Source organism: Eggerthella sinensis, assembly GCF_003339815.1.
In the GTDB taxonomy this organism is placed as follows: Bacteria; Actinomycetota; Coriobacteriia; order Coriobacteriales; family Eggerthellaceae; genus Eggerthella; species Eggerthella sinensis.
The window spans coordinates 58,961-73,333 of sequence record NZ_PPTT01000021.1; the positions used below are offsets into that span (position 1 = coordinate 58,961).

The following is a 14,373-nucleotide window of genomic DNA, read 5'->3' on the forward strand; positions in this document are numbered from 1 at the left end:
GCGCCTACTGGGGCAAGCGGCGCATGAGGCGCTCGACGATGGGGAAGGCGTCGATGGAGCGGCGCTCCACCGTCTCGAAGCCGAAGTGGCCGTACAGCTGCTCGAGCCGGTCGGTGTAGCAATCGAGGTAGCAGCTCAGGCCGTGTTCGTCGGCGTACGCGAGGAACGGCGTGAACAGGCGGCGGAACGCGCCCGAGCCGCGCTTGTCGGGATCGACGCCGGCGGAGATGAAGTAGATGAAGTCCTCGTCGGGCGCCGTGCGCTCAAGCGGCCAGCTCGTGCTGGAGATGGGGTCCATGGCTTCGATGCGCGGTCCGAGCACCTCGATCTCCTCGTCGGTGAGCAGCTCGGCCAGCATGCTGCCCGAGTCCTCCTCGAGCTCGGTCCAGTCGACGTCGCCCAGCTCGCTGCGCAGGTAGGCGTTCGCGGCGCCCGCGTTGTCGGGCAGCGCGTACACGCAGCCGTAGGGCGCGGTGGCCTCGTAGTCGCAGCGGATGACGGCCTGGGTGATCTCGCGCTTGCGGTCGTCGCCGATGCCCAGCTCGTCGAGGGCTTCGAGCCAGGTGACGTACCACATCTCCTCGAGGAAGCACGTGCCCACCATGCGGCTGAGCGCGTCGATTTCCTCGGTTTGGTCGGGTGAAACGGTGATGAGTCCGGGCAGGTTCATGAGGGGGTCCTTCTTCGGTTTGGTTTCGGTTCGTCTTCGATTCTCGCACGACCTCCCATCCTTGTCGAGCGCCCTCACGGTATGAGCCGATACTGAGACCAAGGCGCGGCCGTACTGCAATCCGGTCGCGCCGATCCGTCTATCCGCATCCCCCGAAGGAGACCGTCGATGACCACAAAGGACTTTCTCGACACCAACGATTTCACGAAAGACCAGCTGCTCGACATGATCGAGCTTTCGCGCGTGCTCAAGCGCTGCGTGAAGGCCGGGTACTTCCCCGAGCTGCTGAAGCACAAGACGCTCGGCATGATCTTCCAGCAGGTTTCCACCCGCACGCGCCTGTCGTTCGAGGGCGCCATGGCCGACCTCGGCGGCAACGCGCAGTTCTACGCGCCGGGCTCCATCCAGCTGGGCGGCCACGAGACCATCGAGGACTCGGCCCGCGTCATGAGCCGTTTGCTGGACATCCTCGAAGCGCGCGTCGACCATCACGAGGATATCGTCGAGCTGGCGAAGTACGCCACCATCCCCGTGATCAACGGCATGTCCGACTACAACCATCCCACTCAGGAAATGGGCGACTTGCTCACCATGATCGAGCATCTGCCCGAAGGCAAGCGCATCGAGAACTGCAAGATGGTGTTCGTGGGCGACGCCACGCAGGTGTGCGTGTCCGAGATGTTCATCACGTCGAAGATGGGCATGACGTTCGTGCAGTACGGCCCGAAGGGCCACCAGATCGGCGAGGAGCTGCTGGACATCGGCCGCAAGAACTGCGAGGTGTCGGGCGGCAGCGTGAGCGTCACCGACGACCGCGAGGAAGCCATGAAGGACGCCGACTTCGTGTACACCGACGTGTGGTACGGCCTGTACGACAAGGAGTTGTCGAAGGACGAGCGCATGGCCATCTTCTACCCGACGTACCAGGTGACGAAGGAGCTCATGGACATGGCGAGCCCGGACGCGAAGTTCATGCACTGCCTGCCCGCCTCCCGCGGCGAGGAAGTGACCGACGAGGTCATCGACGGCCCGAAGTCCATCTGCTGGGACGAGGCCGAGAACCGCAAGCACTCCATCCGCGGCTTGCTCGCGTGGTTCTGCGCCCAGGCCGAAATCGACGAGCCCGAAGCCGGCGAAGCCCACGACCAGCTCAACTTCCTGCTTGAAGGTATCGGCAAGGCTCCGCTCAAATAAGGCTCGCCTGATTGAAAGGGGCCTGGTATGGCAACCAAGAAATTTCGATTGATCGACGCGATACTCTCGGTTATCACCGTGGTGTTCGTGGCCGAGGCGGCGGCTCCTGCTGCCGCCATCGGCAACTCCCAGTTCTTCTGGTGGATCTTCCTCATCATCGCGTTTCTGCTTCCGTACGGCCTGGTGGTGTCCGAGCTGGGCACCACCTACGACGACGAGGGCGGTTTGTACGACTGGGTGCGCCGCGCGTTCGGCGACCGGTGGGGTAGCCGCGTGAGCTGGTACTACTGGATCAACTTCCCGCTGTGGATGGCGTCGCTCGCCTTCCTGTTCCCCGAGACCATCTCCATGATCACGGGCATGGAGATCGGCATCGTGCCGTCCCTTGCCATCGAGCTGGCGTTCATTTGGATCGTCGTGTTCCTCAGCTTCTCGAAGGTGTCGGACTCGGCGTGGATCCTCAATCTGGCCGCCGTGCTCAAGGTGGGCATCGCGCTCGTCGTGGGCGGGCTGGGCATCTGGTACGCCGTCAACTTCGGCTTCGCGAACGACATGGCGCCCGAGACCTTCCTGCCGGCGTTCGACTCGAACAGCCTCACGTACCTGTCCATCATCCTGTTCAACTTCATGGGCTTCGAGGTAATCACCACCTACGTGGGCTCGATGGAGAACCCGAGCAAGCAGATTCCCCGCGCCATCATTGCCGGCGGCATCGCCATCGCCGCGCTGTACCTGTTCAGCTCGTTCGGCATCGGCGCCGCCATCCCCGCGATGGACGTCTCGCTCGATTCGGGCATCATGGACGCCGTGGGCATCATGGCGGGCGTGGGCAGCGTGCTGTTCATCGTGGTGGGCATCGTGTTCCTCATCACGCTGTTCGGCAACATGGTAAGCTGGTCGTTCGGCGTGAACTTCGTGGCCGAGCATGCCGCGAAGAAGGGCAACATGCCCAAGCCGTTCGCGCACGAGAGCAAGAAGAACCAGATGCCCACCGGCGCCGCCATCATCAACGGTGTGGTGGCGAGCGTGCTCGTGCTGCTGGCGCCGCTCATGGAAATGGCCGGCTTCGACAGCTTCTTCTGGATCTTCTTCTCCATGAACATCGTGTTCCTGCTGATCAGCTACATCCCCATGTTCCCGGCGTTTTTGAAGCTGCGCAAGATCGACGCGAACGCGCCGCGCGTGTTCAAGGTGCCGGGCGGTCACGGTGTGGCGCTCGTGGTGGCGTGGGTGCCCGTGGTGCTGCTTGTGCTGGCCATCATCGCCACCATCGTGCCGCTGAACGACTCGCCTGAGGAGCTGGGCAAGATTCCCATGCTCATCGGCGTGATCGCGTTCGTCATCATCGGCGAGATCGTGCGCGTGGTGTCGGCGCGCGAGCGCACGGCCGAGTACCGCGGCATGGACGGCAGCGGCGATCCGATAGAATTCGACATCGCCCAGGGCTACATCGAAATGCCGGAATCGGAGAAGATCACCCTCGAAGAGGACAAGATCATCGGGCGCGAGCCGCGCGACATGGTGTAACGGTTGACGGGATCCTTCGACTCCCTTCGGTCGCTCAGGATGACAATCATAGTGAAAGGAAGCTTTATGGAAACCATATACGAGAACGAATCGACGCCGAAAAAAGACGGCTACCGCATGCCCGCCGAGTTCGAGCCGCAGGAGTGCATCTGGATGCTGTGGCCGCACCGCACCGACAACTGGCGCGACGGCGCGAAGCCGGCGCAGCGGGCGTTCGCCGACGTGGCGCGCGGCATCGCGCAGTACGAGCCCGTCGTGGTGGGCGTGAACCCCGAGGACTACGCCGCGGCGCACTACGTGCTGGCCGACGAGGAGAACATCCTCGTGGTGGAGATGACGAGCGACGACTCGTGGGTGCGCGACTGCGGCCCGACGTTCGTGGTGAACGACGACGGCGACGTGCGCGCGGTGCATTGGCACTTCAACGCATGGGGCGGGCTGGTGGACGGCCTGTACTTCCCGTGGGATCAGGACGCGCTCGTGGGCCTCAAGATCGCCGACCTGGCGGGCGTGGACCGCTACCGCCCCGACTCGTTCGTGCTCGAGGGCGGCTCCATCCATGTTGACGGCGAAGGCACCGTCATGACCACCGAGATGTGCCTCTTGTCCGAGGGGCGCAACCCGGAGCTGTCGAAGGAGCAGATCGAGAACTACCTGTGCGAATACCTCGGCGTGGAGAAGGTCATCTGGATCAAGGACGGCATCGACCCCGAGGAGACGAACGGGCACATCGACGACGTGGCCTGCTTCGTGGCGCCCGGCGAGGTGGCCTGCATCTGGACTGAGGATAAGGACAACCCGTTCTACGACGCCGCGCACGCCGCCTACGACACGCTGTCGAACGCCACCGACGCGAAGGGCCGGCAGCTCAAGGTGCACAAGCTGATCATGCCGAAGGAACCCACCTACATGACGCAGGAGGAAGTGGACGCCATCGACGTGGTGGAGGGCACCATCCCGCGCACCACCGAGGACGTGTGCATCGCGTCGTACATGAACTTCCTCATCGGCAACGGGTTCGTGCTCGTGCCGCAGTACGACGACGAGTACGATGAGAAGGCGCTCGAGCAGGTGCAGGCCATGTTCCCCGACCGCGAGGTCGTGGGCGTGCCCACCCGCGAAGTGGTGTACGGCGGCGGCAACATCCACTGCATCACGCAACAGCAACCCGCAGGGGAGTGATCTGCCATGCCCTATGAAAAAGGACCAGGTAAATCGGTGGTTATCGCGCTTGGCGGCAATGCCCTGGGCACGACTCCTACCGAGCAGCTGGGGTTCGTCAGGCATACGGCGAAGAACATCGTGGACATGGTGGCCGAAGGCATCAACGTCGTGGTTTCCCACGGCAACGGGCCGCAGGTTGGCATGATCGAGACGGCGTTCGACTTCGCCCATGCGCACGGCGGCAAGGCACCGGCCATGCCGCTGCCCGAGTGCGGCGCGATGAGCCAGGGCTACATCGGCTACCAGCTGTCGCAAGCGCTGCTCAACGAGCTGAAAGAGCGCGGCATCATGCGCTCGTCGGTGGCGCTCATCACGCAGACCGTCGTGGATCGCGACGACCCGGCGTTCGAAGACCCCACGAAGCCCGTGGGCTCGTTCTTCACGAAGGACGAGGCCCTGCGCCTCGCCGCCGAGACGGGCGCCACGTTCAAGGAAGACGCCGGGCGCGGCTGGCGTCAGGTGGTGGCCTCGCCGCAACCGCAGCGTATCGTGGAGTTCGACGTCATCCAAGACCTCATGGCCGACGGCTACGTGGTGGTGTGCGCGGGCGGTGGCGGCGTGCCCGTCATCGAGGAGGCCGACGGCTACCACGGCGTGGCCGCGGTCATCGACAAGGACCGCTCGAGCGCCAAGCTGGCCGCCGCGTTCGAGGCCGACATGCTGGTCATCCTCACCGCAGTGGAAAAGGTAGCGATCAACTACAACACGCCCGACCAGGAGGAAATCGACGTCATGGACGTGGCGCAGGCCGAGGAGTACATCGCGCAGGGCCAGTTCGCCCCCGGCTCCATGCTGCCGAAGGTGGAGGCCTGCATCGCGTACGTGCGCGCCTACCCCGAAGGCCGCGCGCTCATCACGAGCCTCGATGCCGCCGCAGCCGGCCTCAAGGGAGAAACCGGCACCCTCATCGTAGCGTAGGGCTGTTCGCTCCCGGTGCCCGCGCGTTTTTGCGCGCGGGCACCGGCGCGCGGATGCCTTCGTGGACGAAAACGCGCGTTTTCGTCCACGAAGGGGATCAGGCCGGCTCGGCGTTCGGCTCGGCCAGCGGGCAGGCCGCATTCGCGCTCGAGCGCTTGAGGCGCTTGCATTCGCGCGCCGCCAGGGCGATGGCCAGGCCGGCGGCCAGCAGGTCTGCGGGCGGCTGCGCCCACCATACGCCGGTCAGCCCGTCCACCGCGGCCAGGATCACGATGAGGGGGATGGCGAACAGCAGGTAGCGGCAGATGCCCAGCACGATGGACGTGCGCTCCTGTCCGACGGCTTGGAAGTACGCCGAGGCCACCTGCGCCAAGAACCCGAGCGACGCGCACATGAGCAGCGGCAGGAAGTGCGAGGCCGTCAGCTCGACGAGCGCTGGGTCCTCGCCGATGAAGAACGACGAGATGGGCACCGCCAGCGCGGTGACCAGTGCGCACACCGCGGCCAGCACGGCGAACGACCCGATGAGGCTCGTCTTCACGAGCTCGCGCAGGCGGTCGTAGCGACGCGCGCCGCAGTTGAAGCTGGCGATGGGCTGCAGGCCGTACGTGGCGCTCAGGCACAGCATGTCGAGCAGGTAGATGACGTAGCCGTTGATGACGGCGAACGCCGCGAGGTCGGGGTCGCCGCCGAGCGATCCCAGGTAGTTGTTGATGACGATGGTGTAGATGAGGCTGGCGGCCTGCACGAGGAACAGCGGCAGCCCCTGCCACAGGATGTCGCTGCACACCTTGCGCTCGAGCTTCATGCCGGAGAACGACACTTTGAACGTGGACTTCTTGTTGAACTGGAAGTACAGGATGGCGAAGAACCACAGTCCCGTGCTCATGCCGTAATAGGCGCCGGCGGCGGCGAATCCCAGCTGCAGCACGTACACGCACACGTACAGCCAGAACAGCGACACGACGGCGGCGATGACGGCCAGCGCGGACGCGAGCGAGGGCTTCTCGTCGGTGCGCAAGAGCGAGCACAGCAGCTGCCCCAGCGTGCAGAACGGGTAGAAGCACATGAGCAGGCGAATGAACGCGGTGACCTCTTCGTGGATGTCGGCCGTGGCGCCGAGGAGCGTGGCGATCTGCGGCGCGAACACCGCGATGATCGCGGAAAGCGCTACGAGCAGGTAGGCCGCGAGCCAGAAGCCCTGCGAGAACACTTTTTGCGCGCCCGCCACGTCTCCGCTGCCCAGGCGTTGGCCCGCTGCGGCGGCGGTGCCCATGCCCAGCGCTCCGCCCAGCGCGAGGTTCAGCAGCTCGAGCGGCAGGATCACCGTGACGGCCGCCAATCCGAGCGGCCCTAGGCCGTTGCCGATGATGAGGCCCTCGAGCACCACCATCACCATCTGCGCCAGCATGCCGGCGAACGTGATGGCGGCGTAGCGCGCAAACAGCGGCTTGATGGGTGCGGTTCCCAGCTCGCGCTCGGTGGGCTCAGGTTCGATGAGCAGCTCGTCCATGCCGTCGGCCTCCTAGCCTTATGGCGGATGTTCCCTCCTGCGACGATACCGCGATCAGAAAGGCAGCGGGGGATTATACAGGTCTCTGTTGAGCCCGAGAAGGGATTAGATGGGATTAGCCCTGTTTCTCCCTTGCTCATGGCGCGGGGAGGGACGCGTGGTTTGCGAACCCGCCCCGCGCCGATCCGTCCAGCTCGCGGCGTGCGACCGGCGCGGCGGGTGACGCCCAAGTCCCCGCGTCTTCCGCCGCGCCATGAGGGAAGGGGCATGAGGGCGCGGGGCCTACTTCCCGCACACCTTTTTTCCTCCCAGGTACGTTGCGACCACGTTTGCTCCCAGGATATCCTCGGGGTCGCAGGTCACCATGTCCGTGTCGAGCACGGCGATGTCGGCCAGCTTGCCGGGAGCCAGCGAGCCCACCTCGTCGCCGCGGCCCGCCGCCACGGCGCTGCCCAGCGTGTAGGCGCGGATGGCGTCGGCGGCGGGAATCTTCTCCTGCGGCTGCCAGCCGCCGACGGGCTCGCCCGTGGCCGGGCTCTGCCGCGTCACGGCGTCGTAGATGACCTCGCGCGAGTTGATGTCCACCACCGGCGAGTCGGTGCCGAACGAGAACTTCACGCCCTTGTCCAGATAGCTGCGATACGGCCACATCCACTGTGCGCGCTCCGGCCCCAGGTCGCGCTCGATGCCGTTCGGGTCGAGCACCGTGTGGGGCGGCTGGCAGTTGGCCGACACGTCGAGCTCGGCCAGACGCGCGATGTCCTCGGGCAGGAAGTTCTCGAGGTGCTCCAGCCCGTTTTGGCCCTTCACCGGTCCGAACTTCTCGCGCGCTTCCTCGAAGATGTCGAGCGCCACGTGGATGGCCTTGTCGCCAATGGTATGGATGCGCACGGCGAAGCCCTCTTCGGCCGCGCCCAGCACGATGCGCCGCATGCGCTCGGGGTCGGTGACCGGCGCGCCGCAGTCGCCGTCGAAGTACGCGTTCGCGTACGGCTCGGTGAGCCAGGCGGTGTGCGTGGACGACACGCCGTCGAAGAACTGCTTGAGGCCCGGCGAGCGCAGCAGGTCGTTGTCGGCGAACTCGTCGCGCAGCTTCCGGGCGCGCGAGAGGTCTTCAAGCGCGGTGGGGAACATGTTGATGCGCACCGTGAGGTCGCCGCGCTCCTCGAGCGCGCGGTACACGTCGTCGCGCACGAAGTCGCCGCCGGGCACGGCCAGGAGCGACACGTCGCACACGCTCGTGATGCCCTCGGCGTTGAGGTCGGCCAGGAACTGCGCGATGCCGGCGTTCGTCTCCTCCTCGCTGAACGCGAGCATGGTGGGGATGAGCGCGGTGGCCGCCGTTTCCTGGATGATGCCCGTCAGCTCGCCGTTCTCGTCCTTCTGATAGACGCCGCCGGCGGGCGGGACGGAGTCTTTCGTGATGCCGAACTTCTCGAGGCCCTTCGAGTTCGTCCACAGCGTGTGGGAGTCGCCCGACTGCAGGCACACGGGGCGGTTGGGGTAGGCGGCGTCGAGGATGTCCTTCGTGGGCAGCACCGGGTTATCCCACAGCGGGTGGTACCAGCCGTACGACAGCATGAACTCGTCGGTCGGCCGGGCGTCCTCCACCTGCTTGAGCGCCTCGACGCAATCTTGCGCGCAGGTGCCTTCGCAGAACACCACGTAGGGCGAGCGATCCATGGCGGAGGGGAAGAAGTGCAGGTGAGAATCGTGGAACCCGGGGCAGACGAACGCGTCGCCGAGATCCGTCACGGTTGTTTCGGGCCCGACGTAGACGGCGGCCTCTTCGTCTGATCCGACGAAGGCGATGCGCCCGTCGGCGATGGCGATGCTGCCGCTCATCGTGGCGTCCTCGCCCGGTTCGGCAGTGAAGATGCGGGTGCTTTTCAGAATGAGATCGGCCGGCTTCATGCGACGGCTCCTTCCTGCGAGAGCTCGGATGCGGGGGACGTTTCGGATACGCGTTCGACGTGCAGCGCGCTCAGGCGGCGCAGCTCGCGCACCACGAACACCATGGCGAAGGCGAAGCAGAGCACGTCGGCCACGGGCTGCGCCCACCATACGCCGTTGATGCCCATGAACGAGGACATGATCATGATGCACGGAACGGTGAACACGAGGTAGCGGCTCATGCCCAGCACGGTGGCGATGACCACCTTGTCGATGGCCTGGAAGTAGGCCGACATCACGTTGCTCACGGTGCCCAGGCAGGCCAGCACGCACAGTGGCAGCGTGTTCGCAGCGGCCAGGGCGATGAGGTCGGGCTCGTCGCCGCAGAAGATCGTGCAAATGGGCACGGCGCACACGATGAACAGGGCCGAGATCACGGCGATGGCGCCGGCGGTGTCCACGAGCGAGGCGCGGATGAGCGTCTTCAGGCGGTCGGGCCGCTGCGCGCCGTGGTTGTAGCTGGCCAGCGGTTGCACGCCGTAGGTGGCGCACAGCCACATCATGTTGAGGATGTACACGAGATACCCGTTCAGGATGGCGAACGCCGAGATTTCCAGATCGCCGCCCAGCACGCCCAGGTAGTTGTTGATGACGATGGTGTACACGAGGCTCGCCACCTGCACGAGGAAGGTGGGCAGGCCGATGGTGAGGATCTCGCGGCACAGCTTGCCCTCCACCTTCATGTCGGACAGCGAGATTTTGAACTGCGTGTTCTTGCTGAAGATGAAGTAGAAGATCACGACGAACCACAGGCCGATGGAAATGCCGTAGTACACGGCGGCGCCGGCGATGCCCATGCCCGCCAGGTAGATGGAGCAGTACAGCCACACCACGGCCAGCGCGGCGGACCCGAACATGGCGGCGGTGGACAGGCCAGGCTTCTCGTCAACGCGCAGCACCGACCCCATCATCTGACCGAGGATGCAGAAGGGGTAGAAGCACACGAAGATGCGCATGAACGTGACCACGCCGTCCACGAGGTCGGGCGTCGCGCCCAGCATGAGGGCGATTTGCGGCGCGAAGATGAAGATGAGCACGGAGATGGCCAAGATGAGGTACGTGGACAGCCAGAAGCCCTGCGAGAACGCCTTGCGCGCTCCGGCGGCGTCGCCGGCGCCCAGGCGGTTGCCCGCCACGGTTGCCACGCCCATGCCCAACGAGCCTCCCAACGCCAGGTTCAGCAGCTCGAGCGGCATGATGATGCCCACGACGGCGAGGCCGAACGATCCCAGGCCGTTGCCGATGATCACTCCCTCCAGGATAACCATGACGGCCTGCGCGGCCATGCCGATGAGCGTGATGAGCGAGTACTTCACGAACAGACCGTGCACGGGCTTCGTGCCGAGCTCGCGGTCCTCGTCGCTTGCTGCGACCGCGACGGTGTCTGATTCTGTTGCCATCAGCGCTGCCCTCCTTTCCCGATGTGTGCGGGGCGGCGCCAGCCGCCCTCCCTGCGGGCGCCGCATTCGGCCGCCCTCCTTGATGCGACCATACGCGCCGTACGCGGGGGAGGGAAGTTTAGAAGGGGTTGGATTGGTTCCGTGCGGGATTAGAAGGGGTTAGAGGTCTTCTGATTCTAGCAAGTGTGAATTTTCGTTATCAAACAAACGAAAATTCCGGAAAAAACGTTACAATCTGAACGATATTTCAAGACAAACGAGGTGAGTGCCGTATGAAACGCAGAATCGATGCCGAACTGCTCGCGTGGAAGTCGTCGTCTTCCAGAAAGCCTCTGGTTGTTCATGGGGCACGCCAGGTGGGAAAGACGTACTCTGTTCTCGCGTTTGCCGAGCGTGCATTCGATAGCGTTCTCTACATCGACTTTTCCGCGCAGAGGGATATCTGCGCATTGTTCGACGGCGACATCACGCCGCAAGCTCTTCTTCCGCAGCTCGAGGTGGTGGGCGGCATGGATGTCGACCCCGCGACAACGCTCCTGTTCTTCGACGAAGTGCAGGCATGTCCGCGCGCGCTTACGTCACTCAAATACTTCTACGAACGCGCTCCCGAGTATTGCGTGATCGCGGCGGGCAGCTTGCTTGGCGTGGCGCTGGGTCGCAGCGAGTACTCCTATCCGGTTGGGAAAGTGGACACGCTTACCTTGTACCCGCTTGATTTCGAGGAGTTCCTCTGGGCCTCAGATGAGGAGAGGCTTGCGAATCTCATCGAGGAGGCGTACTCCTCTAATGCTCCTTTTGGTCTTCATGAGCGCGCGCTTCAGCTCTACCGCTCGTACCTGTTGGTAGGAGGGTTGCCCGAGGCGGTTTTGGCACACGTGGAAGGTGCTCGTCTGCCAGCGGTGCGTTCGATCCAGCAAGGGATTACCGATGCCTATCTTGCCGATATGACGAAATACGCCAGCCCGCTCGATTCGTCAAAGATTCTCAACGTGTGGCGAAGCGTGCCCGAGCAGTTGGCGAAAGAGAACCACAAGTTCCAGTACGCGACCATCGCATCGTCGGCGCGCGCTTTCCAGTACGAAGCTCCCATAAACTGGCTTCACGCGGCCGGGCTGGTTTCGTTCTGCTACCGAGTGAGCGAGGGGAGGAAGCCGCTCAAAGCCTTCGTGGAGCACGATTTCTTCAAGTTGTACCTGCTCGACACGGGACTTTTGACAGCGTTGCAGGGGTTGGAAGCCGATGATCTGGCACCCGCATCTGACAAGGGCTCGCGCTTCCGCGGCGGCGTTGCAGAAAACTACGTGATGCAGCAGCTACAGGCGAACGGGACGGACCCGTTCTACTGGGGAACGGCGAGTAAGGCAGAGGTGGATTTCGTCGTGCAGCTGGAAGGGGAGGGCGCGGTTCCTGTGGAGGTCAAATCGGGAGGAAATGTGTCCGCTCGTAGCTTGGAGGCGTATCGTAAGGCGTACGAGCCGCCGGTTGTTTTCCGACTTTCGACGAAGAACTTCGGATTGGAACGTGGCATCAAGAGCATTCCCCTCTATGCTGCGTACTGTATCGGCCGCCGATAGCCGGCGGCTCAGTCTTCCTTCCAGAAGCTCTGCAGCAGTTGCTGGCGTGAGCTCACGTTCGCCTTGCGGTAGATGTTGTGCACGTGCGCCTTCACGGTGCCCAGCGACAGCGTGAGCGTGCTGGCCACGTTCTGGTTGTCCTTGCCCTCCAGCAGCAGCGCCAGCACGTCGCGCTCGCGCGGCGTGAGCTCGTGACGGTCGGCGAAGCGCGCGAACTGCGTGTGGGCGCGCTGCTCCACCTTCGTGTTCGCCGTGGTGGGCGGCTCGTGGAAGCGCACCGACAGCGTGCCCGCCGCCGAATGGATGGCCAGCACGGCGCAGGCGATGACCGCGATGTTCTCGCAGGCGTTGCGTTCGCTGAGGTGGTAGAGGAACGACTCGTTCGGGATGAGCGGAGCCAGGTAGTACATCATCACGGAGTCTTCGATGAACACGAGCACGACGAGCACGACGAATGCGAAGAACGGCTTTTTGAGCCGCGTGAGGTGGCGGCGCAGCGCGTCGTCCGCGCGCATGCGGTAGGTCCAGTAGCCGTAGCCGAGCGCTGCCAGCACGCACAGATCGCGCGCGCCGTAGAATATCCACTGGCAAAGGCGCGTGTCCTGCACGAACAGCACGCACGCCGTCTGGATCGCGACGCAGATCGCGCACGGCACGATGATGCGTTTCCACGAGCGACGCTCCACGAATTCCAGCACCACCCACCACACGCTGATGATGAACACCGTGGAGAACGCGAGCTTTATCCAGGCGTGGAGGAAGGGGAAGGTGAGCACGCCCGCTGCGGTGGCGGGTTTCAAATAGGAGTATTCGTCGAGGAAGATGAGCGACGTTTCCAGGCAGAACGCGATAAAGAACGCCATGATGCCGATATAGGTGGAGCGGTGCGACACGAAGTAGGCCGATAGGGACATGCTCGCGGAGAACAGGCACATGAGGATGAACAGCATGGTGTAGCAAAACCAGATCTCGTTCACGCGCGTCAGCTCCTTACCTTATACGGTTGTCGGCAGGTTCATTCTTTCCAGAAGTCGCGGGTGAGGTCTTGGCGCGTGGCGTGGTCGGTCTTTTTCAGGATGTTGTGCACGTGCGCCTTCACCGTGCCCAACGCCAGTTGCAGCTCGCTCGCGATGTTCTGGTTGTCCTTGCCCATGAGCACGAGGGCCGCAATCTCGCGCTCGCGCGCGGTGAGCTTGTGACGCTCGCAGTACGCGGGCAGCAGCTCGTCGATGCGCTGGCGCACGACGGGGTTCTCGGACGCGGGCGGCTCCTTGAAGCGCAGGCGCAGGGCACCGGCCGCTTCGCGCAGGCTGAAGAACGCGAAGGCCAGCATGAGGAAGTTCTCGGAGAAGTTGCGCTCGGAGATGTACAGCGGCAGCAGCGTGGCCGACGAGGGGTCCGGGTCCCAGATGAGCATCATGAACACGTCTTCGGCGATGATGCAGATGGTGAGGATGAGCGTGGCGAGGAACAGCGGCTCCTGCCGGCGCATGCGCGCCTTCTCGATCTCGCCTTCGGTGGTGCGGTAGCGCAGCAGCACGTAGCCCAGGCACCACAGCAGGAAGATCTGTCGCATGCTGTAGAACAGCCACTGCTTGTACTGCCCTTCGGGAAGGAACGCGAGCACGGCGATGCTCCCCAGCACGAAGCCCACCGCCGGGCCGACGAGCAGCGCGGGGCGGTGCTCGTCGAGAAAGTCGCACGCCACGAGCCACAGCGCCTCGATGGTGCCGAGCGAGAACAGGATTTTAAGCGCAGGGTAGTCGATGGCGTAGAACGCCTCGAGGGGGAAGTTGGTGTTTTGGCCCAGGTATTCGTTTTGGAAGATGAGCGCGAGGTCGAGGAAGTAGAACAGGAAGAACGCCACCATATATAAGTGGCTGCGTTTTCGGGAGACGAAATACGCGGAGAGGGAAATCGTGCCTGCAGCGATGCAGACGAGCATGACGAGGATCGTGTAGAAATAGAAGGCAATCTCCAAGGTTTAGTCCCCTCGCTTCCCCAACTTGGGTGGCCGATCTCCTCGGTGCAATTCTACCTCGCAAGATTAGAAGGTACTAACGAGGTTGTAGACGTTTTGGAGCGCGAGATTAGAATACCTGATCAGCGATGTAAACGACCGAGATTATTTCGGGTATAGGAGTTTTTCCTGCAAAATAATCTTCATTATTCCTTCACAGAAACGGGGGTCGGCTGCATAGTTGGGCCCAAGAGATGCGGTCGACGACAAGAGGCGACCGCGGGGACCGATTCCTTTAGGAGGAACCATGGCAGTGAAGGACTACATCGACACCAACGACTTCACCAAAGAAGAGCTGCTCGACATGATCGAGCTGGCCCGCTCCATGAAGACCATGATCAAGGAGGGCGGCCGCTACCCGCTGATCCTCAAGGACCAAA

General features: G+C 63.7%; 11 protein-coding genes and 1 pseudogene. 6 read left to right on the plus strand and 6 right to left on the minus strand.

Going from position 1 to position 14,373, the window contains the following annotated elements; all coding sequences use genetic code 11:
• Positions 1 to 4 precede the first annotated feature (4 nt).
• Entirely contained in the window at positions 5 to 670 is a 666-nt protein-coding gene (locus tag C1876_RS12015; protein ID WP_114546960.1) for a GNAT family N-acetyltransferase, read from the minus strand.
• Between the two features lie 168 nt (positions 671 to 838).
• Here C1876_RS12015 and ptcA point away from each other — a divergent pair, with 168 nt between their 5' ends.
• The 4 genes from ptcA to arcC all read left to right on the plus strand — a co-directional run bounded on the left by ptcA (position 839) and on the right by arcC (position 5,533).
• Positions 839 to 1,864 (plus strand): putrescine carbamoyltransferase, encoded by a 1,026-nt coding sequence (gene ptcA, locus C1876_RS12020; protein ID WP_114546961.1) that lies wholly within the window; start codon positions 839 to 841, stop codon positions 1,862 to 1,864.
• Between the two features lie 27 nt (positions 1,865 to 1,891).
• The gene (locus C1876_RS12025; protein WP_114546962.1) at positions 1,892 to 3,391 is read left to right on the plus strand and encodes an APC family permease; all 1,500 of its coding nucleotides are present in this window, start codon (positions 1,892 to 1,894) and stop codon (positions 3,389 to 3,391) included.
• 66 nt (positions 3,392 to 3,457) lie between these two features.
• Complete coding sequence (gene aguA / locus C1876_RS12030) at positions 3,458 to 4,573, plus strand: agmatine deiminase (protein ID WP_114546963.1); 1,116 nt, start codon at positions 3,458 to 3,460, stop codon at positions 4,571 to 4,573.
• Positions 4,574 to 4,579: 6 nt separating this feature from the next.
• Positions 4,580 to 5,533 (plus strand): carbamate kinase, encoded by a 954-nt coding sequence (gene arcC / locus C1876_RS12035; RefSeq protein ID WP_114546964.1) that lies wholly within the window; start codon positions 4,580 to 4,582, stop codon positions 5,531 to 5,533.
• Between the two features lie 97 nt (positions 5,534 to 5,630).
• On the opposite strand, the gene C1876_RS12040 is transcribed toward arcC, so the two are convergent.
• From C1876_RS12040 to C1876_RS12050, 3 genes are all read right to left on the minus strand, one after another.
• Positions 5,631 to 7,046 carry an MATE family efflux transporter gene (locus tag C1876_RS12040; protein ID WP_114546965.1) on the minus strand — a complete coding sequence of 472 codons (1,416 nt, stop codon included), beginning with the start codon at positions 7,044 to 7,046 and terminating at the stop codon, positions 5,631 to 5,633.
• Positions 7,047 to 7,328: 282 nt separating this feature from the next.
• The gene (locus tag C1876_RS12045) at positions 7,329 to 8,960 is read right to left on the minus strand and encodes an amidohydrolase (RefSeq protein ID WP_114546966.1); all 1,632 of its coding nucleotides are present in this window, start codon (positions 8,958 to 8,960) and stop codon (positions 7,329 to 7,331) included.
• Entirely contained in the window at positions 8,957 to 10,399 is a 1,443-nt protein-coding gene (locus C1876_RS12050; protein WP_114546967.1) for an MATE family efflux transporter, read from the minus strand. The genes C1876_RS12045 and C1876_RS12050 overlap by 4 nt, the downstream gene beginning before the upstream one ends.
• A gap of 272 nt (positions 10,400 to 10,671) precedes the next feature.
• Between C1876_RS12050 and C1876_RS12055 the strand changes: the two genes are divergently transcribed.
• Positions 10,672 to 11,973, plus strand: a complete 1,302-nt coding sequence (locus C1876_RS12055; protein ID WP_114546968.1) for an ATP-binding protein — start codon at positions 10,672 to 10,674, stop codon at positions 11,971 to 11,973.
• Positions 11,974 to 11,981: 8 nt separating this feature from the next.
• Here the strand turns inward: C1876_RS12055 and C1876_RS12060 are convergent, their stop codons facing one another.
• Together C1876_RS12060 and C1876_RS12065 are read right to left on the minus strand one after the other, a co-directional pair.
• Positions 11,982 to 12,950: a helix-turn-helix transcriptional regulator gene (locus tag C1876_RS12060; protein WP_114546969.1), complete on the minus strand. Its 969-nt coding sequence runs from the start codon at positions 12,948 to 12,950 to the stop codon at positions 11,982 to 11,984.
• A 38-nt stretch (positions 12,951 to 12,988) separates the two neighbouring features.
• Positions 12,989 to 13,954, minus strand: coding sequence for a helix-turn-helix transcriptional regulator (locus C1876_RS12065; protein WP_114546970.1), 966 nt, complete (start codon positions 13,952 to 13,954; stop codon positions 12,989 to 12,991).
• 286 nt (positions 13,955 to 14,240) lie between these two features.
• On the opposite strand from C1876_RS12065, the pseudogene C1876_RS18000 reads away from it, so the two are divergent.
• Positions 14,241 to 14,373: pseudogene (locus C1876_RS18000) on the plus strand (putrescine carbamoyltransferase); the annotation flags it as partial.

Excerpts from the sequence above, each read along its gene's own strand:
- C1876_RS12015 (WP_114546960.1), bottom strand. The coding sequence starts at position 670 with ATGAACCTGCCCGGACTCATCACCGTTTCACCCGACCAAACCGAGGAA.
- ptcA (WP_114546961.1), top strand. The coding sequence starts at position 839 with ATGACCACAAAGGACTTTCTCGACACCAACGATTTCACGAAAGACCAG.
- C1876_RS12025 (WP_114546962.1), top strand. The coding sequence starts at position 1,892 with ATGGCAACCAAGAAATTTCGATTGATCGACGCGATACTCTCGGTTATC.
- aguA (WP_114546963.1), top strand. The coding sequence starts at position 3,458 with ATGGAAACCATATACGAGAACGAATCGACGCCGAAAAAAGACGGCTAC.
- arcC (WP_114546964.1), top strand. The coding sequence starts at position 4,580 with ATGCCCTATGAAAAAGGACCAGGTAAATCGGTGGTTATCGCGCTTGGC.
- C1876_RS12040 (WP_114546965.1), bottom strand. The coding sequence starts at position 7,046 with ATGGACGAGCTGCTCATCGAACCTGAGCCCACCGAGCGCGAGCTGGGA.
- C1876_RS12045 (WP_114546966.1), bottom strand. The coding sequence starts at position 8,960 with ATGAAGCCGGCCGATCTCATTCTGAAAAGCACCCGCATCTTCACTGCC.
- C1876_RS12050 (WP_114546967.1), bottom strand. The coding sequence starts at position 10,399 with ATGGCAACAGAATCAGACACCGTCGCGGTCGCAGCAAGCGACGAGGAC.
- C1876_RS12055 (WP_114546968.1), top strand. The coding sequence starts at position 10,672 with ATGAAACGCAGAATCGATGCCGAACTGCTCGCGTGGAAGTCGTCGTCT.